The sequence below is a fragment of the Sorangium sp. So ce385 genome (assembly GCF_051474135.1).
Lineage (GTDB): Bacteria > Myxococcota_A > Polyangia > Polyangiales > Polyangiaceae > Sorangium > Sorangium cellulosum_D.
The window spans coordinates 322,556-349,466 of sequence record NZ_CP150337.1 but is presented as its reverse complement, the minus strand read 5'-3'; the positions used below and the strand labels follow the sequence as shown (position 1 = coordinate 349,466).

At 68.9% G+C, this 26,911-nt stretch carries 30 protein-coding genes and 1 pseudogene; 17 read left to right on the top strand and 14 right to left on the bottom strand.

The genetic code is table 11. The annotated features are described in order from the left end of the window. The first annotated feature begins 26 nt into the window (after nt 1–26). Nucleotides 27–359: a hypothetical protein gene (locus tag WME83_RS01365; RefSeq protein WP_437317451.1), complete on the top strand. Its 333-nt coding sequence runs from the start codon at nt 27–29 to the stop codon at nt 357–359. On the opposite strand, the gene WME83_RS01360 is transcribed toward WME83_RS01365, so the two are convergent. The 5 genes from WME83_RS01360 to WME83_RS01340 all read right to left on the bottom strand — a co-directional run bounded on the left by WME83_RS01360 (nt 356) and on the right by WME83_RS01340 (nt 1,982). Then, the gene (locus WME83_RS01360) at nt 356–775 is read right to left on the bottom strand and encodes a hypothetical protein (protein WP_437317450.1); all 420 of its coding nucleotides are present in this window, start codon (nt 773–775) and stop codon (nt 356–358) included. The two genes, WME83_RS01365 and WME83_RS01360, sit on opposite strands and share 4 nt — an antisense overlap. A 120-nt stretch (nt 776–895) precedes the next feature. Next, complete coding sequence (locus tag WME83_RS01355) at nt 896–1,075, bottom strand: hypothetical protein (protein WP_437317449.1); 180 nt, start codon at nt 1,073–1,075, stop codon at nt 896–898. Between the two features lie 4 nt (nt 1,076–1,079). After that, nucleotides 1,080–1,322, bottom strand: coding sequence for a hypothetical protein (locus tag WME83_RS01350; protein WP_437317448.1), 243 nt, complete (start codon nt 1,320–1,322; stop codon nt 1,080–1,082). Nucleotides 1,323–1,429: 107 nt separating this feature from the next. Beyond that, a complete protein-coding gene (locus tag WME83_RS01345) occupies nt 1,430–1,630 on the bottom strand; it encodes a hypothetical protein (RefSeq protein WP_437317447.1) in 201 nt (66 codons plus the stop codon). A gap of 100 nt (nt 1,631–1,730) precedes the next feature. Next, a complete protein-coding gene (locus WME83_RS01340; protein WP_437317446.1) occupies nt 1,731–1,982 on the bottom strand; it encodes an addiction module protein in 252 nt (83 codons plus the stop codon). Between the two features lie 469 nt (nt 1,983–2,451). Here WME83_RS01340 and WME83_RS01335 point away from each other — a divergent pair, with 469 nt between their 5' ends. The 4 genes from WME83_RS01335 to WME83_RS01320 all read left to right on the top strand — a co-directional run bounded on the left by WME83_RS01335 (nt 2,452) and on the right by WME83_RS01320 (nt 6,567). Then, the gene (locus tag WME83_RS01335) at nt 2,452–2,718 is read left to right on the top strand and encodes a hypothetical protein (protein ID WP_437317445.1); all 267 of its coding nucleotides are present in this window, start codon (nt 2,452–2,454) and stop codon (nt 2,716–2,718) included. Between the two features lie 85 nt (nt 2,719–2,803). Continuing rightward, nucleotides 2,804–3,217: an LIC_13387 family protein gene (locus WME83_RS01330; protein ID WP_437317444.1), complete on the top strand. Its 414-nt coding sequence runs from the start codon at nt 2,804–2,806 to the stop codon at nt 3,215–3,217. A gap of 1,104 nt (nt 3,218–4,321) precedes the next feature. After that, nucleotides 4,322–5,809: an IS21 family transposase gene (gene istA, locus WME83_RS01325; RefSeq protein ID WP_437313654.1), complete on the top strand. Its 1,488-nt coding sequence runs from the start codon at nt 4,322–4,324 to the stop codon at nt 5,807–5,809. After that, on the top strand, nt 5,806–6,567 hold the full coding sequence (locus WME83_RS01320; RefSeq protein ID WP_437313655.1) for an ATP-binding protein: 762 nt from the start codon (nt 5,806–5,808) through the stop codon (nt 6,565–6,567). The genes istA and WME83_RS01320 overlap by 4 nt, the downstream gene beginning before the upstream one ends. A gap of 141 nt (nt 6,568–6,708) precedes the next feature. On the opposite strand, the gene tnpA is transcribed toward WME83_RS01320, so the two are convergent. The 3 genes from tnpA to WME83_RS01305 form a co-directional block, all read right to left on the bottom strand. After that, entirely contained in the window at nt 6,709–6,861 is a 153-nt protein-coding gene (gene tnpA / locus WME83_RS01315) for an IS66 family insertion sequence element accessory protein TnpA (protein ID WP_437317443.1), read from the bottom strand. Between the two features lie 281 nt (nt 6,862–7,142). Then, nucleotides 7,143–10,442 carry a DEAD/DEAH box helicase gene (locus WME83_RS01310; protein WP_437317442.1) on the bottom strand — a complete coding sequence of 1,100 codons (3,300 nt, stop codon included), beginning with the start codon at nt 10,440–10,442 and terminating at the stop codon, nt 7,143–7,145. A gap of 51 nt (nt 10,443–10,493) precedes the next feature. After that, nucleotides 10,494–11,156, bottom strand: coding sequence for a Hachiman antiphage defense system protein HamA (locus WME83_RS01305; RefSeq protein WP_437317441.1), 663 nt, complete (start codon nt 11,154–11,156; stop codon nt 10,494–10,496). Nucleotides 11,157–11,301: 145 nt separating this feature from the next. On the opposite strand from WME83_RS01305, the gene WME83_RS01300 reads away from it, so the two are divergent. After that, nucleotides 11,302–12,759, top strand: coding sequence for a hypothetical protein (locus WME83_RS01300; protein ID WP_437317440.1), 1,458 nt, complete (start codon nt 11,302–11,304; stop codon nt 12,757–12,759). Nucleotides 12,760–13,106: 347 nt separating this feature from the next. On the opposite strand, the gene WME83_RS01295 is transcribed toward WME83_RS01300, so the two are convergent. Next, nucleotides 13,107–13,385: a helix-turn-helix domain-containing protein gene (locus tag WME83_RS01295; protein ID WP_437317439.1), complete on the bottom strand. Its 279-nt coding sequence runs from the start codon at nt 13,383–13,385 to the stop codon at nt 13,107–13,109. Between the two features lie 161 nt (nt 13,386–13,546). Here WME83_RS01295 and WME83_RS01290 point away from each other — a divergent pair, with 161 nt between their 5' ends. The 5 genes from WME83_RS01290 (at nt 13,547) to WME83_RS01270 (ending at nt 16,327) form a co-directional block, all read left to right on the top strand. Further along, nucleotides 13,547–14,197 carry an RNA polymerase sigma factor gene (locus WME83_RS01290; protein ID WP_437317438.1) on the top strand — a complete coding sequence of 217 codons (651 nt, stop codon included), beginning with the start codon at nt 13,547–13,549 and terminating at the stop codon, nt 14,195–14,197. Between the two features lie 5 nt (nt 14,198–14,202). Next, nucleotides 14,203–14,829, top strand: a complete 627-nt coding sequence (locus WME83_RS01285) for a JAB domain-containing protein (RefSeq protein ID WP_437322146.1) — start codon at nt 14,203–14,205, stop codon at nt 14,827–14,829. Between the two features lie 303 nt (nt 14,830–15,132). Next, on the top strand, nt 15,133–15,324 hold the full coding sequence (locus tag WME83_RS01280; protein WP_437317437.1) for a hypothetical protein: 192 nt from the start codon (nt 15,133–15,135) through the stop codon (nt 15,322–15,324). 258 nt (nt 15,325–15,582) lie between these two features. After that, nucleotides 15,583–15,834, top strand: coding sequence for a UPF0175 family protein (locus WME83_RS01275; protein WP_437317436.1), 252 nt, complete (start codon nt 15,583–15,585; stop codon nt 15,832–15,834). Beyond that, a complete protein-coding gene (locus WME83_RS01270; protein WP_437317435.1) occupies nt 15,827–16,327 on the top strand; it encodes a DUF3368 domain-containing protein in 501 nt (166 codons plus the stop codon). The genes WME83_RS01275 and WME83_RS01270 overlap by 8 nt, the downstream gene beginning before the upstream one ends. 318 nt (nt 16,328–16,645) lie before the next feature. Here WME83_RS01270 and WME83_RS01265 read toward each other — a convergent pair whose 3' ends face one another. The 3 genes from WME83_RS01265 to WME83_RS01255 are packed head-to-tail and all read right to left on the bottom strand — an operon-like array spanning nt 16,646 to nt 18,058. After that, nucleotides 16,646–17,338 carry a hypothetical protein gene (locus WME83_RS01265; protein WP_437317434.1) on the bottom strand — a complete coding sequence of 231 codons (693 nt, stop codon included), beginning with the start codon at nt 17,336–17,338 and terminating at the stop codon, nt 16,646–16,648. A 14-nt stretch (nt 17,339–17,352) separates the two neighbouring features. Further along, nucleotides 17,353–17,682, bottom strand: coding sequence for a hypothetical protein (locus WME83_RS01260; protein ID WP_437317433.1), 330 nt, complete (start codon nt 17,680–17,682; stop codon nt 17,353–17,355). Then, nucleotides 17,651–18,058, bottom strand: a complete 408-nt coding sequence (locus WME83_RS01255) for a DUF6531 domain-containing protein (protein WP_437317432.1) — start codon at nt 18,056–18,058, stop codon at nt 17,651–17,653. The genes WME83_RS01260 and WME83_RS01255 overlap by 32 nt, the downstream gene beginning before the upstream one ends. A 512-nt stretch (nt 18,059–18,570) precedes the next feature. On the opposite strand from WME83_RS01255, the pseudogene WME83_RS01250 reads away from it, so the two are divergent. From WME83_RS01250 to WME83_RS01225, 6 genes and pseudogenes are all read left to right on the top strand, one after another. Next, nucleotides 18,571–18,779, top strand: a pseudogene (locus WME83_RS01250) (JAB domain-containing protein); the annotation flags it as partial. 306 nt (nt 18,780–19,085) lie between these two features. Beyond that, a complete protein-coding gene (locus WME83_RS01245) occupies nt 19,086–19,955 on the top strand; it encodes a formate/nitrite transporter family protein (protein WP_437322145.1) in 870 nt (289 codons plus the stop codon). 336 nt (nt 19,956–20,291) lie between these two features. Continuing rightward, complete coding sequence (locus tag WME83_RS01240) at nt 20,292–21,299, top strand: GlxA family transcriptional regulator (protein ID WP_437317431.1); 1,008 nt, start codon at nt 20,292–20,294, stop codon at nt 21,297–21,299. A gap of 81 nt (nt 21,300–21,380) precedes the next feature. Then, entirely contained in the window at nt 21,381–22,016 is a 636-nt protein-coding gene (locus WME83_RS01235; RefSeq protein WP_437317430.1) for an HD domain-containing protein, read from the top strand. A 16-nt stretch (nt 22,017–22,032) separates the two neighbouring features. Further along, entirely contained in the window at nt 22,033–22,818 is a 786-nt protein-coding gene (locus tag WME83_RS01230; protein ID WP_437317429.1) for an alpha/beta fold hydrolase, read from the top strand. Nucleotides 22,819–23,199: 381 nt separating this feature from the next. Beyond that, nucleotides 23,200–24,423: an MFS transporter gene (locus WME83_RS01225; protein ID WP_437317428.1), complete on the top strand. Its 1,224-nt coding sequence runs from the start codon at nt 23,200–23,202 to the stop codon at nt 24,421–24,423. A 30-nt stretch (nt 24,424–24,453) separates the two neighbouring features. Here WME83_RS01225 and WME83_RS01220 read toward each other — a convergent pair whose 3' ends face one another. Both WME83_RS01220 and WME83_RS01215 read right to left on the bottom strand, forming a co-directional pair. Beyond that, the gene (locus tag WME83_RS01220; RefSeq protein WP_437317427.1) at nt 24,454–24,858 is read right to left on the bottom strand and encodes a 1-deoxy-D-xylulose-5-phosphate synthase; all 405 of its coding nucleotides are present in this window, start codon (nt 24,856–24,858) and stop codon (nt 24,454–24,456) included. Nucleotides 24,859–25,119: 261 nt separating this feature from the next. Beyond that, nucleotides 25,120–26,910 (bottom strand): hypothetical protein, encoded by a 1,791-nt coding sequence (locus WME83_RS01215; RefSeq protein ID WP_437317426.1) that lies wholly within the window; start codon nt 26,908–26,910, stop codon nt 25,120–25,122. Nucleotide 26,911 lies beyond the last annotated feature (1 nt).

Below are 26,911 nucleotides of genomic sequence, written 5' to 3'. Positions count from 1 at the left end.
ACGGTCGACCTTCCTGCCCCCTTACAGTGCTTCACTGCGGCTACGGCGGCCCGGGGCGCGGGGACGATTCGATCGGCATCGCCTACCTCGACGAGGACCGGCTCACGGCCCTGGGCGTCACCTTCACGCTGGGGCCGCCGGGCAAGGGCGGCATCCGCTGGGACGAGCAGGGCGAGACGATCACGGGGGAGGATGGCGTCGCCCTGGAGATGCGCCGGTTTGCTGAATCGCTGGAGTGGAGCTCGCCCAGCGAACCGCACAAGCTCACCTGCCCGGCGGGCGGGGGGCGCGGGGGAGCCACGAATCTGGGAAAGCCTACAGGCCTGCCAGGCCAGGTGCAGCGCCTGGTTCGGCCCTAACAGCTCTTCTCCGCGAACCAGCCGTTGTAGTCAAAGAACGGGTGCCCCCGAACCCGGTGCCCGCCCCGTAGCTCGTTCAGCGACCACAGGTGCGCGGTGTAGTCGTCCATCGCCGCCCCGCTGAACCGGGACAGCAGCCCGGCCACGAACCCGGCCACCTGCTCGTCGCCGGGGTGCCGCCCGGACACGTCGGCGATCACGCAGGCCGCCGGCTCACCGCCGAACCTATGGACGATGTCGGCCCAGTCCTCCGGCTCGTGCTCACGAGGGCCGTCCCGGTACAGGTTGATGTACAGGCAGGGGTCACCCTCCACGAACACGACCCACGGCGCCCGCTGCTCCGGGTAGGCGGCGTCGAGGTACGCCGTGACCGCAGACTCCATCGTGTCCCGCAGGAAAACGACGACCGATCGCATCGCGCCCCTACCGCCTCGCTCGCCGATCGACTTGGGCTTCTGCCGCGTGTGGGTGCGCTGCGCGCGCCCACACGGCGGTCAGCAGGCCCTTGTTGGGCGGAGCTATCGCCCATCGCCTCGTCACGAGGCTTTGCGAACGAGCGTCGCCTCGCGCGGCGGTAGCCGTACGACCTTCCGCCCGCTATTGGCCTCACGCGCCTTAAGCGCCTCGGCGAGCTTATCAATATCATCGTCGTGCTCCTTGGCGATGGCGTCGCGGGTAGCACGGACCTCGTCGATGATGGAATCGGAATAGCGCATGATGTTACTCCTCCACGAGCTCCAGAGGCGTGCAGATAACCGGAGGCTCGAAGCCACCAGCTCGGCAGATCTCCTCGATCTTGGGGCGCATCGTGGCGTTGGAGATGTGCGCGCAGTTCCAGGTGAGCAGGTAGCGCATGCCGTGCGCCGCGGAGAGCGCGATATGAACTGCATCGCCGGCGGCCTTGGACGGGAGGGCGGCGGCGCGAAGGAGCTGCCGGGCGAGACCAACGCTTGCACGCTGCACCCTCCCACCAGCGTCAGCGGGAGCATCGGCGCAAGGCTTCCGCGACATGCTCAGAGGCGCGCGCCAGGAAGGGGAACTGCCGACCCGTGACGGACACGTTGCGGTTCCTATTCGGTGCGCAAGGTCTGGAGAAGCGTCTCGGCCGCCTCAAACGCTTGGTCGGGCGACCACACGGAGTAGGACTGGCCCGCCCGGAGCGCAGGCGGCTTCTCCGCCTCCGCCAGCTCCTGTGCGAGGAACTGGATCAGCTTGAGCTTGTCAGCACGCGGCAAAGACTGGATATCCGGGAGCACCTCCACGAGCGACATGACGCGTCACCTCACTTGGTTCTCAGCGATGAACTCGTCGCCCAGCCCGGGGCGCCTCTCGTCGTACCAGCTGGCCGCCGCACGAAGCTCAGCGCGCGCTTCAGGATGAAGCTCGACCCGCACGCCGGTCCTCGAGCTCCTTCAGGATCTCCGCTCGCGCCGTGCCCCAGCCGACCGTCTGGACCTTACCCTCCGCGACCTCGCGCGCCCGGCGCGTCAGCTCACCCGTCCACGCAGCAGCGACCTCCTCGGCGTCGGGCTCCTCAAGGCTGGAGAGCACTTCTTCTGCCAGCCGGGCCCGCTCGTGGCGGGGCAACAGCAGCACCTGCGCGAGAAGTTCCTCGGTGGACATAGGGGAGCTGTAGGATGGCTCGGGTCCGCCACGCACGGCGATGCGGCCTCCAGCTCGATGGCCCGCCGCACCGGCGTCAGGCTGGTCTGCTCGCGGACCAGAACAGGCGATGGTACCGGCATGCCGGTGCTTCTCCGGGCCGCGCAAACACCGGTCGAGATCCTCCGAGGCAGGTGTTTCGCCCCACCTACGGGTGGGGGCCATGACGGCAAGGATTTGCCCGGGCCGAGCGACGTAGCCGACGGCGCCGATGGGAGGGTTGGCGGCGACGCGTGCTCGGCGGAGACCGTGACCGGCGGGGCTGCCGTGGTGAACCCGTGCGAGGGCGGGCTCCCGAGCGTCGGCGGCAAGGGCGGTGACGGATTGCCCGGCGGCGCGGAGGACGGGCGCGACGGCGAGCCGACCCCGACGCCGAACCCCAGCAAATACGGACTACGAGGAAGCGGGAGGTGGCCGACGTGGGCTGCCAATGGGTATGGACTCCGCGGCGCCCCTCGACGTCCGAGATCAGCCCGCTGCTCGATTCGCCGGCGCCGAACGCGAAGCGGTGGTGGTGGCGGAGCTGGCCCAGATCGACGTTCTCGGTGAAAGAACAGTCGGCGAGGGCCGAATCGTACATGGCGGCGGTGTCCGGATCGCGCGGTTCGAGCTGATGCCAGACGACGCCCGCGGAGGATTCGGCTGGGCTGTCGGTCACGGCGACGATCGCACCGGAGACCCTCCGGTGCCGGATTGAAATCTCCAGGGCCGTGCTCTAGGTCCAAACGGCAGCATATGGAGCGCACCCGCCAGGGACCGGCGGCAAAGAAACGAGGGCTGTCATGAGTAGCCGTGCACAGGTGCTGTTTCAGGTGGGCGCGTGGGCGTGGGTCGTCACCGGGATCGGGCACCTCGCGATCACCGCGCTGCTGCTCGGTCGCCCCGCGACGCCCGCCGCGGAGACCGCGGTCCTCGGCGCGATGCGGGCGCACCGGGTGACCATGATGGGGCTGTCGCGCGACCTGCTCGGCCTGCACCTGGGGTTCAGCGTGGCCATGGGCCTGGTGCTCGCGCTGCACGGCGCCGTCTGCGTGCTCGCCGCGCCCGCCCTCGCCGCGCTCCCTGCTGTCGTGGCGCTGAACGCGGCGGTGTCGCTGGCGCTGCTGGCCATCGCCGTCCGCGCGTTTCCGCCGCCGCCGATCGTGACCATGCTGGTCGCGACGGCGTGCTTCGGCGCGGCGCTCGTGGTGGGCTGAGCGTGCGGGCGGAGATAGCCCATAGCCCATCGCAGTCGCCAGGAGCGGGCCGTCGGAGGAACCGTTGCGGCATCGCTCGTTCAGGTTCCGGCGGCCCGCGCCGCCATCGCGAGGCGGCGGCCCGCAGGCTGGGGCGTGAACGCGGTCCCTTCGGCGCGGCGCCTCCGGCTGCCCGTCCGCTGCGCGCCCTCCAGGCGCCCCAGGCCCGACATGCGGCTCTCGCCGCGGTCGACGACCATGGCGATGGGTGGGCGGTTACCTGCGATCCGCGATCCGGTGCTCGATGAACATTCTCCGCCGCGACCGGCGAGACGTCAGCCACCCCGTGCACCGGCAGGAAGCGCGGCGGCTCGGTCGATGACGGCGGCGAGAGCTGCGAGGTGTCGGTGATCCTCGCGTCCCGCGTCCGATCGGTGAAGACCGCGGCGACGTGATCGTTGGCGTTCACCGTTCACCGCCGGCCCCCGCGCCGATCTGGGCCGCGCTCGCCTCCGCGGCGTAGACGTTGCGCCCGCCGAAAAGTCGAAGGCCCGAGGGCTGCCACCCTCGAGCCTTCTGGAGCTCCGCCTTCGGAGTCCCCCACCTTCACCACAAGCCGGGCTCCAGGTCCAGAAAACGGCGGCATGGAGCCTGTTGCCTTCGTCCGTCTATCGCCTCGCCCTCTGCTCCGGCTGCCGCGTCCAGCTTCGCCTCTGCCGTCGCTGCGACCGCGGCCAGCGCCTCTGCCTCGACTGCCGCCCGCTCCGGCGCCGTGAGTCGCTCCGTCGCGCCGGCGCCGCCTACCGGGCCCGGCCTCGCGCTCGCCGCCTCCAGGCCGCTCGTCAGGCCCGCTACCGCGACCGGCAGCGGGACAAGTTCTCCGCGCAGAAAGTGACGCATCACGGGGTGACGCAAGCCGCGGCCGCGTCGATGTCCCAGGTCGCGCCGGAGCTCTCCTCCGGCCGAAAGGACGACCATGACGATCGGTTCCGAGATGTCAGCCGCTGCTCGCTCTGCGGAGCGCGGCTTTCGCCCTGGGCCCTGCGTGAGCGACGCGCGCGGCCAGCTCTTCATCGACGCGCTCCCCGCGTCCCACGCGGGCCTGCGCCGTGACGGGAGGGGGCGGTGATCACCAAAGAGAAGGAGGCGGAGATCCTGCGCCTCTACCACGGCGAGAAGTGGCCCATCGGCACCATCGCCGGCCAGCTCGGGTTGCACCACACCACCGTGCAGCGCGTGCTCGGACAAGCGGGCGTCGACCCGAAGGCCGTCGCGCCGCGCCCGTCCATGGTCGACCCCTTCGTGCCCTTCATCGTCGAGCAGCTCGGCAAGTATCCCTCGCTGCGCTCCAGTCGCCTCTTCGTCATGCTGAAGGAGCGCGGCTATCCGGGCGGTCCCGATCATCTGCGCCGGGTGATCGGCCGTCTCCGCCCCAAGAAGCCGGCGGAAGCTTTCCAGCGGCTGCGCACGCTCCCCGGCGAGCAAGCGCAGGTCGACTGGGCGCACTTCGGCAAGCTGGCTGTCGGCCGGGCACTGCGTCCGCTCTGGGCCTTCGTCATGGTGCTCAGTTACTCGCGGCGGATCTTCCTGCGCTTCTTCCCCGGCGCGGCCATGCCCTTCTTCGTGCGCGGGCACGTCGAGGCGTTTGCCGACTTCGGCGGCGTCCCGCGCGTGCTGCTCTACGACAACCTCAAGAGCGCCGTCGTCGAGCGCCACGGCGACGCGATCCGGTTCCACCCCACGCTGCTGGCTCTGTCGGCGCATTACCGCTTCGACCCGCGCCCCGTCGCCGTCGCCCGCGGCAACGAGAAGGGCCGCGTCGAGCGCGCCATCCGCTACGTCCGCGAGGCCTTCTTCGAGGCCCGGGCCTACGCCGACCTCGGAGACCTCAACCGCCAAGCGACCGAGTGGACCAACTCCGCGGCGCTCGATCGCTCCTGGGTCGAGGACCGCACCCGCACCGTGCGTCAGGCCTTCGACGACGAGCGCAGCGCGCTCTTGCGACACCCCGACACGCCCTTTCCGGACCACGAGCGCGTCGAGGTCGAGGTCGGAAAGACCCCCTACGCACGCTTCGATCTCAACGACTACTCGGTCCCCCACGACCGGACGCGCCGCACGCTGGTCGTCCTCGCTGACCTCGATCAGGTGCGCATCGCTGACGGCAACGAGGTCGTCGCGGCCCACGTCCGCTCGTGGGACCGCGGCCAGCAGATCGAGCAGCCCGAGCACCTCCAGCGCCTGGTCGACGAGAAGCGCCGCGCCCGCGAGCACCGCGGCCTTGATCGCCTCGCGCGCGCCGCCCGCAGCAGCCAGGCATTCCTGCGCATCGTCGCCGAGCGCGGCGATAACGTCGGCAGCGCGATCGCCCGGCTTCTGCAACTGCTCGACGCCGTCGGCGCCGCCGAGCTCGAAGAGGCCCTGGTCGAGGTGCTTGAGCGCGACACCATCCACATCGGTGCCGTCCGCCAGGTGATCGACCGCCGCCGCTCCGAGCGCCACCTGCCGCCCCCCGTCTCGATCCCCGTCACCCGCGGCCAGCACGCCGCCCTCGTCGTCACACCGCATTCCCTCGCCACCTACGACGCCCTGAAGAAGGACCCGACGCCATGACCGACCTGACGCCCACCGAGACCAAAGACCGCCTCAAGAGCCTCGGCCTCTTTGGCCTGCTCGCCTGCTGGGAGCAGCTCGCCGACAAGCCCTGGCTTCGCGAGGTGCTCGCCATCGAGGAGCGCGAGCGCCACAAGCGCAGCCTCGAACGCCGCCTGAAGAACTCCCGCGTCGCCGCCTTCAAGCCCATGACCGACTTCGACTGGTCCTGGCCCAAGAAGATCGACCGCGAGGCCGTCGACGACCTCTTCGGCCTGGGATTCCTGGCCACCGGCCACAACGCCGTGCTCGTCGGCCCCAACGGCGTCGGCAAGACCATGATCCTCAAGAACCTCGCCCACCAGGCCGTCGTCCGCGGCCACACGGTCCGCTTCTCGACCGCGAGCGACATGCTCGCCGACCTCGCCGGGCAAGAGTCCTCGGCCGCGCTCGCGCGCCGGCTCCGGCGCTACACAGTCCCCGCTCTTCTCTGCATCGATGAAGTAGGCTACCTCTCCTACGACAGCCGCTATGCGGATCTGCTCTTCGAGGTCGTCACCCGTCGCTACGACGCGCAGAAGCCGCTCTTGCTCAGCACGAACAAGGCCTTCGCCGACTGGGGCCAGGTCTTCCCGCACGCCGCGTGCGTCGTCACGCTCGTCGACCGGCTCGTGCACCGCGCCGAGGTGATCGAGATCGAGGCCGAGAGCTACCGGCTGAAGGAAGCCAAGGAGCTGAGCGCCACCCGCATCAAGCAGCGCCGCACCAAGAAGCACTGAGCGGCCTCTTCACCGGTGAACTTCACCGGCACCCGGCCTGGTCTTCACCGGTGAACTTCATCGGCATCCGGCATGGTCTTCACCGGCACCGGCTGCGGGTTTCACCGGTGAACTTCACCGAAATCCCGCGGGTTGACGAGATCATCTACACGAGGCCCCGTCAACCCGCAGCCTCCAGCGCCACCAGTACAGCTGCTTGGGCTTGTACCCCTGGCGCCGCGCGAACTTCTCGGCACTCAGCCCGCTCCGCTTCCATCGTTCCACCCGCTCGGCCCGCTCCGCTCTCGTCGCCATCGCTTTCTCTTTCGTCGCGATGGGGACAGGTAACCGGCGCCGCGCGGACGGTTACGATGCCCTTGGCTGGGCGGATACTCTGGGGCTCCAGGTCGCGCTCCCTGCGGCCCAAGCTCTGAGTCGACCGTAGATTCCTTATGTCGTCCGCCACCGATGCAATACAAACAACCAATCCACGCTTCGGAGGACAATTTTCGCCCCACAACCAGCCTGCAGCGGCGACGCAGACGGTGGCCCACTGCGGGTGTTATGATGATCCACGAATCAACGAGTCCCGTGCATCACCATAGCTCTTCCTCTGGCTCTAACCGTGGGTCACGAACAATCATTCTCCAGACGCCATCCGATTTCGCGAACGCAACACGCGGGTCGTTAGCCACTTTGTCGAAAGGAAGCTGGGCAGTTGCCCTTACCGGGATTCGCGTTACCCCCTCGGCGGTAGCGAGCAAAATTCGATCGTTCAGTCTTCGCGCGTGCAGCAACTCGGCATCCTCTGTGCCAACAAGCTTAAATTCTGGAAACGTCGGGAGCGTCTGCCGTCGCTGACGTGCAGCATCTGCCACCATCAGCTCCAACCAGTCTGCCGTTTCAGTAGACACAAGCGGTCGGATGCTCTCAACCAACTTGGCATTCCGCAGCTTCCGACCAATTTCCGAAACCGTTGATCCCCAAGCGAGATCAACAGCGGCTAGCTCTGTAGCGGCTGCACGGGAACGAACACCTGCAAGAAAGATACGGGCCGCCAGTTCGGATGGGACACCGAGCTCCACCAGTAAGGCGAGTCTTGCAAGCGTCTCAGCCTTTCCGGACTCTTCGACACCACGGAGTTGTTGAGATGCCGCATGAATAATCCAGGGCAGCTTCCAGCCGTATAGCTCCTTCGAGATGATACGCACGTCAGGCTCGATGGTGCTCAGCGTCTGAAGCCCGATCCCCCCAAGCCATCCCTCCCGTATCGAATCAAGCTTGGCCGCTTCCGGCATCGCCCCAGTCACGGGTCTCGCGTATGTTCGAGCCCACTCCTCGATTGCACGCACCGCGGACGCGAGTTCTGGCAGCGCCTGTGAATCTGCATCGTAAGAGGTGGCGATTGCACTAAATACCTCGGTGCTCTGATGCGCCCTGAGGGCCACGCTCATTGGCAAGCCGGATGAAACGACAGCCTTGCGTGCCCGCTGGGGTACACGTCTCAAGGCCGAGGTAGCTCGCGCGCGCAGAAAGGCAAGCACATCCTCGGTTCCTGCCTCAGACGTTCCTGCGCGTGCCTGTAGAGCTGCGAGAGAGTTCCGAAAGACCTGCTCTACCCAAACCTCGGGTTCGCTGGCCTCGCCGTTGACTACAGGATCCGCGTGCAGGGCGAGCAACTCATCATCGAGAAGGTCGCAGATCTCTTCGATAGCCTTTGATTCACTTCCAAGACTAGAGAAGTCATTGCTTGCAGCGAGTTCAAGAAGAACTTCAAACGAGACACCAGCCTGCCCCGCAATGCGCCGAAGCAGTTGCACGACGAACAGGAGCCCGCTTTCGACACGATCACCAACACCGGCACCGAAATAGCTCCGAGCAAGCGATTCGTCCTTTTTGATCTGCCATCGCTCACGCGTATCATCGATGGCGTAGAGAATTTTGCCCTCACCGTCGACGAATGCACGACCCGCGCGCCCGCATATATTCCAGAAGTCGCGCTTGTCGATAGTGGATTTGTCGCCAATGTATGGCGTATATACTATTACCGAAGACACTCCAACATTTACACCTTGCGCAAGCGTCGTTGTTGCAACAATGATTTTTGGCGGCTTCGACCGCATCAGATGTTCCATTGCGAGGCGCACTTGTGGTGTTAGCCTGTTACTATGGCACACCACGCCCGCCCGGGCTGCACGCAATTCCAAAGCGTCGGAATCCAGTTCTTCGCGGCAAATAGCTTGGAAGACTTGCCATTCATGCTGTGGCCATGGATGATCTGCCGGCGTCTCACCGAGTGCGACGAGAACGGCCTCCGCCAGCGTGGGCACGGAGACCGCTCTTCCTGTAAAGATCATCACAGGTCCAATGGCGCTTAGACGTACTGCCGTAGCGGCCACCGCCTCGCTCTTGTTACTCGGGAATGGCTTCCGTCGCCTGCCAAATCCAAGTGGCTTCGCTTCTACAAAGGACGGGTTAAACGACGCAGTATCACCATGCCAATCGATTCTTACACACGACCCGTTCCACCTAAGCATTCCAAATCGCTCTGCTGACGGTTTCCACTGCGAGATGGCGACTGCAGCGCGATCTCCCGTCACCCATTCGGCGAGTTCCTGCGGGTTCGGGAGCACGGCCGATAGCAAGAGGAGGCGCGCACCTGTCGCACGCACAAGGGCCCGAAGATGCTCGACGAATACTTCATTCCGAACGAATCGCTCCGACGCTCCAATCAGATGTCCCTCGTCAATAATAATCAGCTTCATGTTCTCGAATATATTCGGTGCAGCCCGGGAGAGAGCTCGTGCTTTTTCAGGGGTTGCGATGGTGATTGCCGACTCCGCCGCCAGTTCGGTATCAACGGAGCTTACGCGCGATCCGCCGTACAGGTGTGACACCCCGTGGCCGAGCCAACTGAACGTCGCTGCGAGCGTATGCTCAACCTCGATCGCCAATGAACGAAAAGGTGCGAGGTACAAAATACGTGCTGCTGGATCATTAATTAGGGTCTGCAGAATCGCCAACTCAGCCACGCGTGTCTTGCCCGCGCTTGTACGGAGATTGATTATACCTCCGCCATTATTTGAGTCGAGTGCGAGGGGCAGAGCGGTTCGCTGCGATGACCAAAGCTCTGCAATCGGATGTTTGGCGAATGCAAGCAACCCTATGTACCTACTAAGAGCGTCGGACAACTGTGGACCAAAGTAGGGCGGCAGAACCTTCCAAGGTGAAGAATCTCCCAGATCCTTCAACATCAGCCGGAACAGGCGTATAATCCACCACCATGCAGCATAATTTCCGCACGATGCGATGATGGCAGCATCTTCGAGTTGTTGGTCGGCGTATGCGAGCGCCGTGCTGACACCGGTGAATATAAACTCAAGTGCGACAGCGGCCGCTCGCGAGATCGCAATCGTGATTGCCCACTCGTCGAGGTCGAGCTGGTCTTCAAATTGAACAGGATCACGCAGTAGCACACCGTTCAACTGATTTATTAACGATGCAACATCCTTACGGAGGAAGGCGGCGATCGTTCGCGCCGCTGCCGTTTGCTCTTCAATGGGGCGAATGGTTACGAATGCGCGGGAGTAGTGACCAGCTGCATAAAATGCCATAGATGCAACCAGGGCGTGAAATCCGCTTTCACGAGACTCCCTCGCAATCGGTCCGTGGACATAGTGGAGCAGCGAAGCTGCACGCTCCACGGCCGCGGAACCTTCAGACCTATCGCCCTGTTCGATGATGCTGCAGCCCGCAGCCAGCAGGGCGTAGACCAAAAAAGTAACTTTGTCATCAAGGTTTGGGTCGAAGTTGGGGAAGTTCTCTGTGGCCTCCCGTACTTCGTGTAGAACATACTTGGCGTGAGCCTGCGCGAAGAGTGTTGCGACTTGCGGCACTTGGAGTCTCGTAAGAACCGCGTGCGCCTGTTCTCTAGGAATCGACATGCGTCACTCCAGCTGGTCGTAGCAGGAATGGACCAGAGCGTCTGGAACATCAACACCGAACGAAATCATTGCGAGCCTGACAGAGGTCGCAGGAGTAAAGTCATTGACCCGGGCCGCAGATTTCGCGTCACTTAACAGCAGCCCAACGTAGTCCAGCCTTAGCTTGTTACGTGCGAACAGAATGGCACATTCGAGGACGCGATTTCCAAGTTCTGCCTGCCCCTCATCGAAGAGGCGGTCCGCGACGAACTGCAAGGATGCCGGCACTCCGCTCCTATGGGACCGGAGGAGCCCATCAACAATTTCTATGACGGCGGCAGCAGACGACGCCCCACGAAATTTTGCCTCGCCTACGACGAGTCTCACGGGGTTCGCGTCCAAGTCGAACGCAAGTACATCATCGCCCTTCATAGACTGATCAATGTTCGGATTGTATCGAAGGCGATAGGTCGGAAGGGCGAGTTTGCTCGACGCGACGATGTACTCTGCGAGCACAACCTCCGCGAGGTTGCCCTTCTGCGTTGTGGGATTCGTCGGAAAGCGACGAAGTCCTGCCTGTTCCCTTCCGAGTCCAAGACGCTCCATCGCTTTGCGTTTTTGTTGGCTCCGCTCCATCGCCTCCGGGCTCGCATGGTGCCGCGTAAGCATCTCACGGAGGACCGTCACGGTAGCCGGACGCTTTCCGCTGGTCTCTGTCAACGCACGATGAAGAACACTATTAACGGTCTTGCCATCCTTCGCCTCGAGAAGTTCTCCAATTGGATGTGAAGGTGGCGGATGATCGCCCAAAATCCGGTCGTCCGCTGCATTCGTGGCCTGGGAGATGGTTGCGCCGCCAGGCGGAGCGGTCGGCTTCGCCGTCGGTGCCGGGGACGTGGTTGCGCCGCCTGGCGGAGCGGTCGGCTTCGCCGTCGGTGCCGGGGACGTGGTTGCGCCGCCTGGCGGAGCGGTCGGCTTCGCCGTCGGCGCCGGGGACGTGGTTGCGCCGCCTGGCGGAGCGGTCGGCTTCGCCGTCGGCGCCGGGGACGTGGTTGCGCCGCCTGGCGGAGCGGTCGGCTTCGCCGTCGGCGCCGGGGACGTGGTTGCGCCAGCGGGCGGAGCGGTCGGCTTCGCCGTCGGCGCCGGGGACGTGGTTGCGCCGCCAGGCGGAGCGGTCGGCTTCGCCGTCGGCGCCGGGGACGTGGTTGCGCCAGCGGGCGGAGCGGTCGGCTTCGCCGTCGGCGCCGGGGACGTGGTTGCGCCAGCGGGCGGAGCGGTCGGCTTCGCCGTCGGTGCCGGGGACGTGGTTGCGCCGCCTGGCGGAGCGGTCGGCTTCGCCGTCGGCGCCGGGGACGTGGTTGCGCCAGCGGGCGGAGCGGTCGGCTTCGCCGTCGGCGCCGGGGACGTGGTTGCGCCGCCAGGCGGAGCGGTCGGCTTCGCCGTCGGTGCCGGGGACGTGGTTGCGCCGCCTGGCGGAACGGTCGGCTTCGCCGTCGGCGCCGGGGACGTGGTTGCGCCGCCTGGCGGAACGGTCGGCTTCGCCGTCGGCGCCGGGGACGTGGTTGCGCCAGCGGGCGGAGCGGTCGGCTTCGCCGTCGGCGCCGGGGACGTGGTTGCGCCGCCTGGCGGAGCGGTCGGCTTCGCCGTCGGCGCCGGGGACGTGGTTGCGCCAGCGGGCGGAGCGGTCGGCTTCGCCGTCGGCGCCGGGGACGTGGTTGCGCCGCCTGGCGGAGCGGTCGGCTTCGCCGTCGGCGCCGGGGACGTGGTTGCGCCGCCTGGCGGAGCGGTCGGCTTCGCCGTCGGTGCCGGGGACGTGGTTGCGCCGCCAGGCGGAGCGGTCGGCTTCACCGTCGGCGTCGGGGACGTGGTTGCGCCAGCGGGCGGAGCGGTCGGCTTCGCCGTCGGCGCCGGGGACGTGGTTGCGCCAGCGGGCGGAGCGGTCGGCTTCGCCGTCGGCGCCGGGGACGTGGTTGCGCCAGCGGGCGGAGCGGTCGGCTTCGCCGTCGGCGCCGGGGACGTGGTTGCGCCAGCAGGCGGAGCGGTCGGCTTCGCCGTCGGTGCCCGGGACGTGGTTGCGCCGCCAGGCGGAGCGGTCGGCTTCGCCGTCGTCGCTGAGAGCGTGATTCCCCCGGCAGGCGGAACTGGCAGCTTCGCCTTCCTCGCTGGAGGCATGGTTCCCCCACGCGGCGGAACCGGCGGCTTCGCCTTCTTTGAATCTTCCATCAGCGTGTCTCGCAACCGGAAGCAGCGATCTGTGTTAATCGCACACTGGACGCACAGAATGCGCTAGTTCCAGGTACCGCCAGACGCGTTCACCGCCGCGTCTGGGCCAGCTTGGGATAGGAAATCCAAACGCAGTCCGAAGTCAAGCACCTTCGTAGAGGTCGTCCCGTGCAGTTGGACTGTACAGTGCGCGCGCGACTGCTGGTATAGGGGCGTCGGAGCTTCTTATCCCTGAAGGTGCGATCCACGTGATCGCCTCGGCCACCTACGGCCGTGGTCAGCAAGTTGTCAACGATGTGGAATGGTTTCTGAATCTGCCGATCATGCGTGCAACTACGGCCGTCGAGCAGCGTCAAGCCGATGTAGTACGAGGTGGCCGCAGGCGGTCGAGCTGCGGACACCGAGCGATGGCTATCAAACGCCGGCGGGACGCTTGCGCGGCCTCCCGCGCGTCGTGTCCGGCATCTCGGCTGGCCGGAACAGTGCTGCTGGTGTCACGCCGAGGGCGTTGGCGATCGCCACAAGAGCCGCGACGCTGACGTTGGTCTTGGCGCGTTCGAGACGATGGAGCAGGCCAGGGCTCACGTCCGCCGCTGCCGCTAGCTCGTCTTGGGTCAGCCCTCGCCCGACCCGAAGCCGCTGCACGTTCGCCGCGATGTACCGAAAAACCGTATCAGTATCGATGGGTTCCATCGCCACGGGCTGAACCTGGGCAGGCCGAAAGTAGTCGTAGATGGCGACTTTACTTGACTCGGATCGCGCCTCGCACGTACCCTGAACAAAACACAAAGTGCCCCCGCGACGGCTGGCACCGTCCGGAGGCGTGGCCGAACCCCGCTTCCACGAGGTCCGACATGGAAACCGTACGTCTACGCCCTGACCAGGGCCAAGAGATCGATCCGCCTTCCCGTCGCCGTCCCCGCCCCGCTGCTCGCAGCCGGCTCGCCCGACCGCCCAAGACCCCTCATCAGCCCCCGCACCCCGCCGTCTACCTCGACCCCACCGCGCTCCTCGAACAGCGCCCGCTCATTCGCCGCACCCTCCGCGCCCGCGGCGTTCTCCCCGCCGATCTCGACGACCTCACCCAGGACACCCTCCTCGGCGCCTGGCGCAGCCTGCGCGCCGGCCGCTTCCGCCCCTCCCCCGCTCTCCCTCCCGCCGACGCCCTCCGCCGCTGGCTCGCCGGCATCGCCTCGCGGCAGGCCTCGCACGACCGCGACAAGGCCCACCGCCGCCACGAGCTCCCCGCGGTCGACCCGGACCGCCTCTCCGCCTTCGCCGCCCCCTCGCCCGAGGCCCGCCTCGTCGCCCGCGGCCTGCTCCGCGCCTTCCACCGTCTCCGCCCCGAGCTGCGCGAGATCCTGGCGCTCGCCGCCACCGGCCTTTCCTCGCGCGAGATCGCCGCCTCCCTCTCGCTCCCGCGCCCCACGGTCGCCACCCGCCTGCGCCTCGCGCGCCGCCTCTTCGCCCGCGCCCTCACCCGCTCTCGGAGGTGGCCCCGATGAGCCCGATGAGCCGCGCCCCCGTCGACGCCCCCGCCGAGACGGCGGCCGAGCTGCCGACCGCGACCGAGGCCGCCCTCCTCGAGATGGTGCTCGGCCTGCCCGGCGTCGGCCCGCGCATCCTCGGCACGGCCGCCCTCCCCTCCCTCGGTCGCCTCTCGCCCGCGGCGCTGGCCGAGCGCACCCAGATCGCCCTCTTCGACGCGACCCGGCTCGCCGCCGCCTTCGAGCTCGGCCGCCGCCCCCACGCCGCCCGCGCGCGCCGGGGCGCGCTCCTCACCGACGCCGCCCGCGTGGCGCGGTACTTCGGCCCGAGGCTCGCCTCCCTGGTCCACGAGGAGCTCTGGATCGCCGCGCTCGACACCCACGGCCGCGTCCGCGAGACGCGCCTGCTCGCCCGCGGTTCCGACGACGCCCTCTACGTCGGGCGCTCCACCGTCCTGCGCACGGCGCTGGACATGGCCGCCCACAGCTTCGTCCTGGTCCATAACCACCCGAGCGGCGACCCAACGCCGACCCGCGAGGACGAAGCGATGACCCTGGAGCTGCGCCACCTCTCGGCAGAGCTGCACGTCCCGCTCACCGCCCACGTCATCGTCACCCCCAGCGGCCGCTACGCCGCCGTCCACGAGTAGGTCTCCTCGCGGGGCGCAGCGCCCCTGCGCATCCAGCCGCCCGCCCCAGCGCATCGCCCCGACCGGCTGCTCCGCAAGCCTCCGGCAGCGGCCGCTCAGGCTGGCGGATGGCGCCCCCCGCACCATCTCGTCCGGCCGGGTGGATGGCCATCGCGGGAGTCTCTCGTCACAAGACCCGGGCAGGATCCGCGCAATGACGGCCGGCGAGACGCCTGGCGCCGCATGCCTGGATGGCGTGCGGCACTGCCCGCCGCGACGCGGGAGCTCGTCCGTCGCATCCGTGCGTGATACGCTCCACCCGAGATGGTCGATCCTGAAGCGGCACCTCCGGTCTACAATGAGGACGGCGTCGATCTCACGCTCATCCGCTGGATGCTGAGCCTCACGCCAGCAGACCGGGTCGCCACCCTCCAGGCCCACATTGACTTCGTCACGCTCGCCCGTCAGAGCAGGCGCGCGCGAGAACCGCATGCCCGCTCCGACGAAGATCGCTGAGCTCCTCGGGGTGCTCGCCCGGCATCGGGTCGACTTCATCGTCGTCGGTGGCGTCGCCGCCGTGCACCCACGGCCGCGTTCGCGAGACGCGCCTGATCGCCCGCGGTTCCGACGACGCCCTCTGCATCGACCGCGCGACCATTCTGCGCACCGCGCGGGACACGGCACACCCTCATGCGTGTTCACGCGATCGCGCAGGGATCCCGCTTCGTGGTAGAGGCAGACTTCCTCGACCCTCCGAGCAACCAAGGACGGAACATGGCAACTCGACAGATTGTGGTTGATGTGCCCGAGAAGGTGCTCCTTGCGGAGAAGATGGATGAAGCTGAGTTCGCGCGAGAGCTCCGCACCCTCGCTGCGGTCAAGCTGTACGAGCTGGGGCGGCTCTCGTCCGGCCGCGCTGCGGAGCTCGCCGGCATGGCGCGGGTCGAATTTTTGTTGAGCCTGGGCCGCTACAAGGTTTTCCCTCTTGAAGCCGAGCTCCGCTCACTGGAGGCCGCGGTTGGCTGAGGCGATCAGCAATACCTCGCCCCTCCTCTACCTTCACCGCATCGGTGCCATGGACTGGCTCGCCGAGATGTTCAAAGACGTCTGGGTCCCCAGCGCTGTGGATCGTGAGTTGAAGGAAGGGCGACGCAAGGGGTATGAGGTCCCCACGCTGAGCACCTATGGGTGGCTGAGCATCGTCGACCCCCAATCCATGCCATCGGAATGGCTCGCGCTCGACCTGGGGGCAGGAGAGCTTGCTGCCATGGCCCTGGCGCTGGAAAATCCATCCCGTGTGATTCTCCTCGACGATGCGCTGGCACGACGCACGGCTCAAGCGGCAGGTCTGGTCGTCTGGGGAACGCTCAAGATCCTGCTGGAGGCAAGGTCTCGAGGGATAACACACAGCGTCGGGCCGTGGGTCGACAAGCTCGCCGATGCGGGCATGTGGCTATCTGGCGAGATCCGCCAGAGAATCCTGTCGCTGGCTGGCGAAGGGGATGAGCCGCCGCCTTGACGAATCCTTGATCGCCGAAGCGCTGGCTCGACGGCGAAGCGCTCTTGCCTCCCGCGTCCACCGCAGCGCGATGTCGACCGCCACCGTCACCCTCGTTCTCCCCGAAGCGCTCTACCAGCGACTGAAGGGGACTGCGCTCGCGACCCGACAGCCGCCCGAAGCCGTGATGCCGCGGGCGCTGAGCCTCGGCAGCCCTCCCGCCTGGGACGACGCGCCCCCGGAGTTCCAGGTCGGCCCTCTTCGACGCGGCCCGGCTCGCCACCGCCTTCGAGCTCGGCCGCCGCTACCACTCCGCCCGCGTTGACCATGTCGTTTTCATCACGTGCTCTCCCACGCCCCCGAATCCAGGACGTCGCCCTCTTCGTCACGCCCCTGGCCACGCAAGAACCCGATGGCTGCTGCGACGAGGGCTCGACGTTCGTCCTCCGACAGGAGCGGTGCGACCGCCTCGCGCCAGAACCTCGCGAACGTGTGCGCCTGCACGAGCTCCTGCACCGTATCCATGGGGTCGATCTCGTCCTCCAGGTACCCCCTCTCATCGAGGACCCGATGGTCGAACTCGGACAGCTCGGCCGGGTCGAGGGACGGCACGCCCTCGCCCGCGCGCTCGGCCTCGTCGAACGCGCGCCACAGCGCCTCCCGCGCGCCCTCGGCGAGCCCTAACAGCCCCTCTGCGCGCGGCTGTACACGCACGACGGACATCCACGTCAGCCAGTAGCCGGCACGGCCGACCACCGACGTCACCCAGCCGAGCAGCGCGCCCGCGAACTCCGGATCGCGCGCGCGCAGGCACCCGAGCGCGGCGACGGTGACCTGATACGGGGCCTCGCGCGTGTTGACGGACCAGTCACGGTCCGCCGTGCATGACCGCAGCGCCTCCTGGAATTGCTCCTTGCTCGTCACGCGCAGGCCCATCTTCTCGTAGTGCGGCCGTACGCAGTCGAGCGACAGGAGGAAAAACGCACGCTCGATGCTCCCGCCTTCGCGCGCGATCCTCGCTTCGTCCATCATGGCGTACCCCCTCCTCACGACCCGCCGCCGCCGGTGGGCGGCGGGGGCGGCATCGGCCCCACCCAGTCCGACGCGGCGGGGGGCGGCTTGGTAGACCAGGGGCGCGCGTCGGGCCGCAGCGGCGGCATCGCCGTGCCGGCGGCGACGCGCCGATCGTACTCGGCAATGCACTTGCGAAGCCCCGACTCCTGCCCCGTGATCTGGTCCTCATGGTTCTGCCAGCTCGGCGTCCCAGGCCCGTTCGCGCCGTGGATCTGCTCGCGGAATCGGTGCGACAGGCCGTGCGTGCCGCCCCCGCCGAGCGCACGCTTGTCACGATCGATGAAGTCGTCGACGCGCGACATCAGCTGGGCGCACGCGCTGCCGCTGCACCTCGATGCGCCACCCGAACGTGTGCGCCCACCCCCAGCCGAGCCCCGCGTCCTCGCGGTGGATCGTCGAGCTGCACGTGCGCGCGAAGCGCAGCGGGAGCGGGCCGGGCAGCTCGAAATCAACGATGGGGTGCGTGAACGCTCGCCCGGTGACGACGTCGACCGGGTGGGATTTGGTCCCGCAGGTCGGATACTTCTTGGGATCCGGCGCTTGCTTCCCGCCGCCCTTGGCGCTGTTGCCGCCGTTGCCGCCACTCCCGCCCTGCCCGTCCCCCGAGCCCCCGCCGCCGGCGCCGCCACCGCCCCCACCCGCGCCGCCACCGCCGAGGATAAAGGTCCCCGGATTCATGCCAGGAATCGCTGGGATGTTCGGAACTGGAGCGGTTCGCGCCATGGTTTCATGAACCATGGCTCTATCTGGGCTGTCAAGCGCCGGACTCCGGTGGCGGACTGTCATCGGCCAGGCGCCGCGTCGCGAGGAGCGAGCGGCGCCGGCAGGGCTCCTGGTGGAACGCCGGGAACCGGTCCTGGCCAACTCACCATCGTACGACCGGGACGCTAGGTCCGCGCGGCGGCAGGCTCTGCCTTGCGCCGCCGGGCTGAACGAGGCCGCCTACGACGCTCGGGCACGCCCTGGCCCTGGTAACGCCTTCGTCGCCGAGGTCCAAGGCGCAGTCGATGCCCTGGCTGCGTCACCGCTCGCGGGGAGCGCCGTGGAGAGCGATGTGCGCTGGTGGCTCGTGCGGCGATTTTCCTGCTGCGCGTTGTACAGCGTACGCGAAGACCACATTCGTATTCTCGCGATTGCACGTCAGAGGCGGCGGCCCTTCACCTGGCGCGGACGCCAATCGTCCGGCTCGGCGCCTGCTCGCCCGCGGTTCCGACGACGCCCTCTACGTCGGCCGCTCCACCGTCCTGCGCACGGCGCTGGACATGGCCGCCCACAGCTTCGTCCTGGCCCATCAACACGCCAGCGTGATCCGACGCCGACCCGCGAGGACGAAGCGATGACCCTGGAGCTGCGCCACCTCTCCGAGGAACGGCACGTCCCGCTCACCGCCCACGTCATCGAAGACAGGGCAGACGCGCCTCGGCGGTCCACCTGGGGCGGCGTGAAAGAGGATCCCTGCGCCGCCCCCACGCCTCGCCTCTCGATAAATCCCAGTTCGTTCATCAACGGAAACACTGACGAAACGCAGCCGCGTCTACATTCCTCGGCACGTCGTGAGAGCTCGATCGCCCCGGCACACGCCTGGGCGATCCGCTCGCGCTGCCGCCCAGGCCGCGCTGGCCAGCGCGGCGCGGCCTGCCACGGGCGGGCGCGCCAAGCTCGAGCCCTCTCGAAAGTCACGTCTTCACGGAGGAAAGCCAAGCTTATGTCCTATCTGGCGCCGACAGAATTTGTCACCAAGATGGTCGACGCGGGCGAATCCAAGGTCTTCATGTCGACCCGGGACACGTTGATCCGAGCCTACATGGCCGGCGCGCTGCTCGCGCTCGCCGCCGTCTTCGCGGTGATGGTCACCCAGCAGACGGGCTACCCGATCATCGGCGCGATGCTGTTCCCGGTCGGCTTCTGCATGCTGTACCTGCTGGGCTTCGATCTGCTCACGGGCGTGTTCGTGCTGGCGCCGCTGGCGCTGATCGATCGCCGCAAGGGCGTCACCCTGGGCGGCGTCCTGCGCAACTGGGGCCTGGTCTTCGCGGGCAACTTCGCCGGCGCCTTCACCGTCGCCGTGATGATGGCGATCGTCTTCACCTTCGGCTTCTCCACGGAGCCGAGCGCCGTCGGCAAGGCCATCTCCGGCATCGGCGAGGCGCGCACGCTCGGCTACAAGGAGTATGGCGCCGCCGGCATGCTGACGCTCTTCGTGCGCGGCGTGCTCTGCAACTGGATGGTCTCGACCGGCGTGGTCGGCGCGATGATCTCCAACACCGTCGGCGGCAAGGTGACGGCGATGTGGATGCCCATCATGCTGTTCTTCGCGATGACGTTCGAGCACTCCGTGGTGAACATGTTCCTGTTCCCGTCGGCCATGCTCATGGGCGGCAACTTCTCGATCATGGACTACATCGTGTGGAACGAGATCCCGACCGTCGTCGGCAACATGCTCGGCGGCATCACCTTCACGGGCCTCACCCTGTACGCCACCCACCTCAAGACCGCCCCCAAGCTCGTCCCCGCCGCCAGGGAGCGCGAGCTCCCCGCCGAGCCGCTCCGCGCCTCCACCAGCTCCGCCGCCTGACGCGCCCGCAAGCAAGCGACCCGCCCCCGGCGCTGCGCACCTCCGCCGCTGGCTGAGGCCATCAGCAATCCCTCACCCCTGCTGACCCTTCACCGCATCGGCGCCATCGACGGGCTCGCCGAGAGGCTCAAGGCCCACGTCATCGTCACGCCCAGCGGCCGCTACGCCGCCGTCGACGAGTAGGCCCTCGACGCCCTCGTCCCCCGGGCGGCGCAGCGATCCGGCCGGCGATGGGCACCGCGGGAGGGTCGTGGCGCGGGCGCCGGCGGGCTCGAGCGCATTCCCGCCCTGCTGCGCTCCCGCCCGGCCCGCCTTGATCTATCTACCCATCCTCTCATGCCAGCGAGCTTCACCCAGCCCCGCCTCGTCGTCCTGCTCGCCTTCGAGGGCGTCGCGCTGCTCGATCTCGCCGGGCCTCTCGAGGCCTTCACCGTGGCGACCACCTTGCGCGCGCCGGGCGCTCCTCCGCCGTATCGCGCGATCGTCGCCTCGACGGCCGGCGGGCCGGTGCGCACCACGACCGGGCTCGCCGTCGGCGCCGAGCCGCTCGCGGCGCTCGACGACGAGGCCATCGACACCCTGATCGTGCCGGGCAGCGGGCCGCCGGAGGCCCCGGCCGTGCCGCCGGATCTCGTCGCCTGGCTCGCCCGCCGCGCGCCGCGCGTGCGCCGCACCTGCGCCGTGTGCACGGGCGCCTTCCTCCTCGCCGCCGCGGGCCTGCTCGACGGTCGCCGCGCGGCGACCCACTGGCGCTCCGCGCCGCTCCTCGCGGAGCGCCACCCGCGCGTCCGCGTCGACGCGGACTCCGTCTACCTGCGCGACGGCTCGATCTGGACCTCGGCCGGCATCTCCGCCGGCATCGACCTCGCCCTCGCGCTCGTCGAGGAGGACCTCGGGCACCGCGCGGCGATGGCGGTCGCCCGGCAGCTCGTCGTGTTCCTCAAGCGGCCCGGCGGGCAGTCGCAGTTCAGCGCGCCGCTCGCGGCGCAGGCCGCCGAGGGCGGCACCTTCGCCGACCTGCATGCCTGGATGGCGGACCGCCTCGCCGGCGATCTCCGCGTCGAGCGCCTCGCCGCGCAGGCGGGGATGAGCCCGCGCACCTTCGCGCGCGCGTACACGGCCGCGCTCGGGCAGACGCCGGCGAAAACGGTCGCGGCCATGCGCCTCGAGGCCGCCTGCCAGGCCGTCGCCGGCACCGACCTCCCGCTCAAGCGGATCGCCCACCAGTGCGGCTTCGGCGACGAGCAGAACCTGCGCCGCACCTTCCTGCGCCGGCTCGGCGTGGGACCGCTCGAGTACCGGGAGCGCTTCTCCGGGAACGCCCGCGCGCGTGGCAGGAAATGACCGCAGTTCGGCGGGGCGCCCGGCCAGCGAGCGCGCACCCTCCTCTCGCTCGGCCTCCGCCGGCAGACAGGAGCCCCCGCCATGACCACAGCGATCGCAGGAATCCACGCCCCCGACACGCGCCTTGCCCAGGACGCGACCGAGCTCGCGCGCGAGGTCTCGGCCCCTTACCTCTTCCACCACGTGATGCGCTCGTACTACTTCGGCGAGCTCGCGGTCCGGCAGCGCGGCCTCGCCTGCGACCGCGAGCTGCTCTACCTCTCCGTGGTGCTGCACGACCTCGGCCTGACCGAGCGCTTCGCCGGCCCCGAGCGCTTCGAGGTCGACGGCGCCAACGCCGCCCGGGCCTTCCTCGTCGACCGCGGCCTGCCCCGGGAGAAGGCGTCCCTCGTGTGGGACGCCATCGCGCTGCACACGAGCCTGGGCATCGCCCCGCACAAGGAGCCGGAGGTCGCCGTCGCCCACCTCGGGATCGGGATCGATTACGGCGGCCTCGGGCTGGAGGCGCTGCCGCGCGGAGCGGTCGAGGAGATCCTGAGGGCGTATCCGCGGCTCGAGATGAAGCAGGAATTTCGGCGCGCCCTCTGCGGCGTCGTGGAGCGGAAGCCGCACACCACGGCCGGCAATTTCCTCTCGGACTTCGGCCGCCGTTACGTGCCTGGTTTTCAGCCCTTCGACGCCAGCGCCCTCCTGGAGGGCGCCCCCTTCGACAGCTGATCTGGACGGAGCGCTCATGAAGATCACGGCGAACGGGATCCAGATCCATGTCCAGGAGCGAGGCGAGGGGGACATCGCCCTCGTCTTCCTCCATTACTGGGGCGGCTCATCGCGCACGTGGGCGGCGGTGGCCGAGGCCCTCTCCCCGAGGTGCCGCACGGTCGCGATCGACCACCGCGGCTGGGGCGACTCCGACGCACCGGAAGAGGGCTATCGCATCGGCGATATGGCCGATGACGCGGAGGCCGTGATCCAGGTGCTCGGCCTCGAGCGCCACGTGCTGGTGGGCCACTCGATGGGCGGCAAGGTCGCGCAGCTGCTAGCGTCCCGCCGGCCTGCCGGGCTGCGGGGGCTCGTCCTCGTCGCCCCGGCGCCGCCCACGCCGATGCCGCTCAGCGACGAGCAACGCGCGACCCTGGCCCGCGCCTATGACTCGCCGGAATCGATCGGCTTTGTGCTCGATCATGTGCTGACCGCGCGCCCGCTGAGCTCCGCGCTGCGCCAGCAGGTGATCGAGGACAGCTTGCGCGGCGCGCCCGCCGCCAAGGCCGCCTGGCCGCACGTCGCGTCGCAGGAGGACATCTCCGCCGACGTCGCGTCGATCGACGCGCCGGCGCTGGTGATCGCCGGTGAGCTCGACAAGGTCGAGCGCCTCGACGTCCTGCGGCGCGAGGTGGTGCCGCGCATCGCCGGCGCAGGCCTGCGCGTCCTGCCCGGCACAGGGCACCTGTCGCCCCTCGAGGCGCCCCTCGCGCTCGCCTCCGCGCTGCGTGATTTCGTCACGGAGCTCGGATCGGCGTGAGCCGGAAGGCGCAAATCACGGACGCTCGAAGGGCCCCTCCGCGGCCGTCGCTTCGCGCGCGGGCCTCCAGCCCTCGCCGGTGCCCGTCAGCCCGAGCCCGCCCTCGAACCTCCGCTCCGGGAAGCGTGCGTCCGCTGTACCGGATGCCCCCTTGCTGCGCCAGCAGCGGGCGCGTGCTGCGCGTGTGCTGCTGGAGCAGCAGGCCGCGGGCCGCGGGCTGACGCCGGCCTCCTGCCGTGGCGCCGGGGGCGACGAGGCGGTCGGCGTGGGTCTGCGCCGGCTCGGGAGCGTGATTTGCAGGGCGCCCGCGCGGCAGCGACACCCGATTCGGCACGGCGGACGAACGCGCCGACCGACCGGCCGCTCGCCTCGGTTCGCCTGATGACCTCTTCGCCGTCTCTCCCCCAGCGTTATCTTCTCGGCTTCATGGTGCTCGGCCTGCTCGCGGGCACGAGCAACGGCGTGGCCAAGGTGGTCCTGCCGCTGTATGCCGCCTCGCTCCACGCCTCCCCCTGGCAGATCGGCCTGGTCGGGGGCCTGCAGTTCACCGGCATGCTGCTGCTCTCGATGCCGGTCGGAGGCTTGATCGACCGCCACGGCAGCCGACCGCTGTTCCGCTTCGGCGGCCTCGCGGGCGCGGCGCTGTACCTGCTCGGCTTCACCCAGATGGACCGGCCCTGGCAGCTCATCGCGGGCGTGGTCCTCTTCGGGCTGCTCAACCCGTTTCGCATGGTCGCGACCCAGACCGAGTTTCTTCACCTGCTTCCTCGCCTCGGCCCGCGGAAGGCAGGCTGGCAGCGCGCGTCCCACTCGCTCGGCATGTTCTTCGTGGGCCCGATGCTCGGCGCGCAGCTCCTCGGCCTGCTCGGCTACACCGGCGTGTTCGTGGTGACGGGGCTCGGGCTGCTGGCGACGGTCTTCGTCGGCGATCGCGTGCTCTCCGGGGCTCCCCCCGGCCGCGGGCGCTCGGCCACGCCGCTCGTCGAGCGCCTGCGCGGACAGGTCGGGATCATCCTGTCTCGCCGCGAGCTGCGCCAGAGCATGCTCATCGAGCTGTGTGGTCAGATGGCGATGTCCTACTTCGCCGTGTTCGTGGTGTTGATCGGGATCCGCGAGTTTCACCTCTCGGTGCCGCAAGCCGCGAGCCTGGTGACCCTCCAGGGCGCCGTGTTCGTCTTGACCTTGCTCCTCGCCGGCGGTGCCCTGTCGCCGCTGCGCGACGCTGCCCGCTACGCGATCGCCTTCTCGCTGCTGCTCGCGACCGAGCTCCTGCTCGCATTCCCCCTCGGCGTCGCGTCGCTGTGGATCGGGGCGGTCTTGCTCGGGCTCGGGCTGGGCGTGCAGCACCTCACGAGCGTCAATCGCTTCGCGGCGCTCACCGCCGAGCTCGGCCGCGGCCGGGTGGGCGGTCTGTTCTCGCTCTCGGGACCGGCCGGGAGCCTGATCGGCGCGGTCGCGGGCGGCTCGCTCGGGCAGCGCTTCGGTCTGCTCAGCGGTTTTCGCGTGCTCGCAGCGCTCTATGCGGTGCTGATGGTGTGGCACGGGCGCGGCGTGCTCACCGAGAACCACCAGCCCGTCGCGCTCGCCGAGGGCGAGTCGGAGTGACGACCCCGTCGCGCTCGGCAGCGTCCGCGATCATGCCCTCGATCGTGGACGGGAGCGGGCGCCGCCCCGGACCCGCTCGTCGTTGCGGCGCGTGGTGCCGGCGGTCCGCGTCGAGGCGTCCGCGCGGTACTCGGTGAGCTCTACGAGGTCGGGCCGCTCGCGGATCCGCGTCCAGTACTCGACCCTCGCGTCCTCGTCGATGTAGACGACACCCCCGTAGAGCTTGTCGGCGCCGTCCTTGCGTGGGCCGGATACCCAGTATGCCTCCCGGCTCTCCGCGTCGACACAGTTGTACTTGTACCCGCCCCCCGTCTTGGCCAGTTGGCGACCGCGGTAGAAGTACGTCCGCCCCGATCGGGAGAGCTCGACCCAGCCGATGCGACCATCGCCGTCGAGGCCGCCGCTCTTGTTCTCCACGTACATGATCCGGCGCATGGCGACCTCTCTCGTCCATTGCTATCACGACTCGATCGGGAGCGCCCGGGCGTCTCCCCATCGTGATATGAAGGAGCGCGCTCCTACGCCCGCTACTGTCGATCCGCGGCGAGGAGCGGCTCACTGTCCTCGCTCCACCGGCAGGCGAAGCAGAAAACCGGGGCCTCGTGGGCGTCGCTCACCAGCGGGTTGGGGGCATGGATGTGGACGTAGAAGGGCGCCGCGGGTCATCGCGCTCCGGATGAACCGCGCGAGGGCGCTTCAGCGCCAGACGAAGCGGTAGCGCTCGGGCCCACCGTAGATGCAGAGCTCCCGCTGCGCCTTGTCCCACGTGTTGCCCCAGACGCGCGCGCGCACCACGACGGGCTCCTCCGGCGCGGGCGGCGAAGGATCTCCCTTCACCCCGAACACCTCGACGGCGGCATCGGGGGCAGCCTGGAGCGCCACTTGGAGGGCGATCACCAAGTCCCCCTCGTTGCGCGCAGCGACCGTTGTCCGTGGCTCGCGGCTGTAGGGGTCTGCCGCGACGTCGAGCACCGAGATGCCGTCGCGGTACCACATCGAGGCATGCTGGTCCGTGCCCTCCGGCACCGGCGCGGCGCCGAGCGCAGCCGCAACCGCCAGGCCGACACGCGCCTTGATCTGGCATGAGCACGGGAGTTCGCCCTCGTCCGCGCTGGCGGCGCCGAGCCGCTCGAGGCACACCGGCCAGGACACGGCGATCGGCGTGGGGTCCAGGTGCTCGTCCTCCAGGTGCACCGCGCCCTCGGCGTCGACGGCGTAGCTCACGTTGCCCAGGATCTCGGCGCCGATGGGGACGAGCTGGCCCTCGTCCACGCTCGCGGCCTCCTTCGCGGCTGGCCGGTCCGGCCACGCGCCGACGATGCCGAACGGCCCCCACTGCAAGTCGGCGAAGCGAAGACCGCCGAGGCGCTCTTCGAAGTCGAAAGCCGCCTCGTGCGCCGGCAGCTCCCAGCAGGTGAGCAGGTGCTCGAGCGATGCCCGCTCGCCCTTGCGCCGGGGGTCAACGCGCGCGCCGAGCCGCAGGAGCCCACGGACAGCGCGCGGCGTGAGCAGCAGGCCCAGCGTGTCCTCGGCGCCGGTGAAATCACGGATGCGTGCACCCCGTTCATCGACAGTCTCCCAGGACAGCAGCGTGCCCGCGAATAACCGTGTTTGCTCCAGACGCGGAGGCCCTGGTGGCGCCCACACATGGCCGGAGGTGCCCTCCTCCCCAGCGGCCGCGAGCAGCGCGACCGCGTCGCCTTCGCGGAGCACCTCGGGCGACGGCGCCCCCGGCGCGCTCCTCGGCGGTCCGATCTGCAGCTCGGCGGCGGCTGTCGAGAGCTCCGCACCGATCGCTCCGCACGCCGAGCCCGCGGCACGCAGCGCGGCGATCGCGTCCGCCAGGGTGGGGGCCCACACGAGCGTGTCGCGCTCTTCCTCGTCCCGCAGCGGGTGTCCGTCTGCGATGACGAGCGGGCCGCGGCGGAAGAAGCGGTGGAAGCTGTCGGTGGCCTCGATGGCAAGCTCCGCACCGAGGGCTCCCGCGAGCGCCGCGCCCACGTACGGGCGGAATCGCAAGCGCAGCGCCCCTTTCGCCAGCGGCTCGACGCTGGCGAGCAGGGCGAGCTTCTCGAGCAGCGTCCAGGGGCTCGCGGCGACCGGGGTGAGCTCTTTGTCTCGCGGCGCGTCGCGCATCCGGTAGAGCACGGCGCCGGCATCGATGAAGTACGCCGCGCCTCCGCTGCGGCCGACGGGGACGGCTACCTCTCCGTCGGGCGTCCGCCTGGCCGGCCAGTGCGCCAGCCGGCGAGCCGTGGCGAAGGTAAGCGACAATGCGGGCACGGAGAGTCCACCGACGTCGCGATGGAACTGAAGCGCGGCGTCGAGCTCCGGGAGCCCCTTGCTGCGCAAGGCGCCGCGGAGCGTCGATTCATCGACACGGCCGGCCTCTTCGATGTGTACGCCGAAGGCAGTCAGCGTGCGCCGCGCGTGCTCCGACAGCTTTTCGAGGATGGTGTTCAGCTCCCCTGCCACCTGCGTGCTCATA

Excerpts from the sequence above, each read along its gene's own strand:
- WME83_RS01215 (WP_437317426.1), bottom strand. The coding sequence starts at position 26,910 with ATGAGCACGCAGGTGGCAGGGGAGCTGAACACCATCCTCGAAAAGCTG.
- WME83_RS01255 (WP_437317432.1), bottom strand. The coding sequence starts at position 18,058 with ATGAATCCGGGGACCTTTATCCTCGGCGGTGGCGGCGCGGGTGGGGGC.
- tnpA (WP_437317443.1), bottom strand. The coding sequence starts at position 6,861 with ATGGCGACGAGAGCGGAGCGGGCCGAGCGGGTGGAACGATGGAAGCGG.
- WME83_RS01335 (WP_437317445.1), top strand. The coding sequence starts at position 2,452 with ATGGGTATGGACTCCGCGGCGCCCCTCGACGTCCGAGATCAGCCCGCT.
- WME83_RS01320 (WP_437313655.1), top strand. The coding sequence starts at position 5,806 with ATGACCGACCTGACGCCCACCGAGACCAAAGACCGCCTCAAGAGCCTC.
- WME83_RS01280 (WP_437317437.1), top strand. The coding sequence starts at position 15,133 with ATGGTCGATCCTGAAGCGGCACCTCCGGTCTACAATGAGGACGGCGTC.
- WME83_RS01260 (WP_437317433.1), bottom strand. The coding sequence starts at position 17,682 with ATGTCGCGCGTCGACGACTTCATCGATCGTGACAAGCGTGCGCTCGGC.
- WME83_RS01240 (WP_437317431.1), top strand. The coding sequence starts at position 20,292 with ATGCCAGCGAGCTTCACCCAGCCCCGCCTCGTCGTCCTGCTCGCCTTC.
- WME83_RS01295 (WP_437317439.1), bottom strand. The coding sequence starts at position 13,385 with ATGGAACCCATCGATACTGATACGGTTTTTCGGTACATCGCGGCGAAC.
- WME83_RS01355 (WP_437317449.1), bottom strand. The coding sequence starts at position 1,075 with ATGCGCTATTCCGATTCCATCATCGACGAGGTCCGTGCTACCCGCGAC.
- WME83_RS01225 (WP_437317428.1), top strand. The coding sequence starts at position 23,200 with ATGACCTCTTCGCCGTCTCTCCCCCAGCGTTATCTTCTCGGCTTCATG.
- WME83_RS01340 (WP_437317446.1), bottom strand. The coding sequence starts at position 1,982 with ATGTCCACCGAGGAACTTCTCGCGCAGGTGCTGCTGTTGCCCCGCCAC.
- WME83_RS01285 (WP_437322146.1), top strand. The coding sequence starts at position 14,203 with ATGAGCCGCGCCCCCGTCGACGCCCCCGCCGAGACGGCGGCCGAGCTG.
- WME83_RS01330 (WP_437317444.1), top strand. The coding sequence starts at position 2,804 with ATGAGTAGCCGTGCACAGGTGCTGTTTCAGGTGGGCGCGTGGGCGTGG.
- WME83_RS01235 (WP_437317430.1), top strand. The coding sequence starts at position 21,381 with ATGACCACAGCGATCGCAGGAATCCACGCCCCCGACACGCGCCTTGCC.
- WME83_RS01360 (WP_437317450.1), bottom strand. The coding sequence starts at position 775 with ATGCGATCGGTCGTCGTTTTCCTGCGGGACACGATGGAGTCTGCGGTC.
- WME83_RS01345 (WP_437317447.1), bottom strand. The coding sequence starts at position 1,630 with ATGTCGCTCGTGGAGGTGCTCCCGGATATCCAGTCTTTGCCGCGTGCT.
- WME83_RS01265 (WP_437317434.1), bottom strand. The coding sequence starts at position 17,338 with ATGATGGACGAAGCGAGGATCGCGCGCGAAGGCGGGAGCATCGAGCGT.
- WME83_RS01290 (WP_437317438.1), top strand. The coding sequence starts at position 13,547 with ATGGAAACCGTACGTCTACGCCCTGACCAGGGCCAAGAGATCGATCCG.
- WME83_RS01245 (WP_437322145.1), top strand. The coding sequence starts at position 19,086 with ATGTCCTATCTGGCGCCGACAGAATTTGTCACCAAGATGGTCGACGCG.
- WME83_RS01230 (WP_437317429.1), top strand. The coding sequence starts at position 22,033 with ATGAAGATCACGGCGAACGGGATCCAGATCCATGTCCAGGAGCGAGGC.
- WME83_RS01275 (WP_437317436.1), top strand. The coding sequence starts at position 15,583 with ATGGCAACTCGACAGATTGTGGTTGATGTGCCCGAGAAGGTGCTCCTT.
- WME83_RS01220 (WP_437317427.1), bottom strand. The coding sequence starts at position 24,858 with ATGCGCCGGATCATGTACGTGGAGAACAAGAGCGGCGGCCTCGACGGC.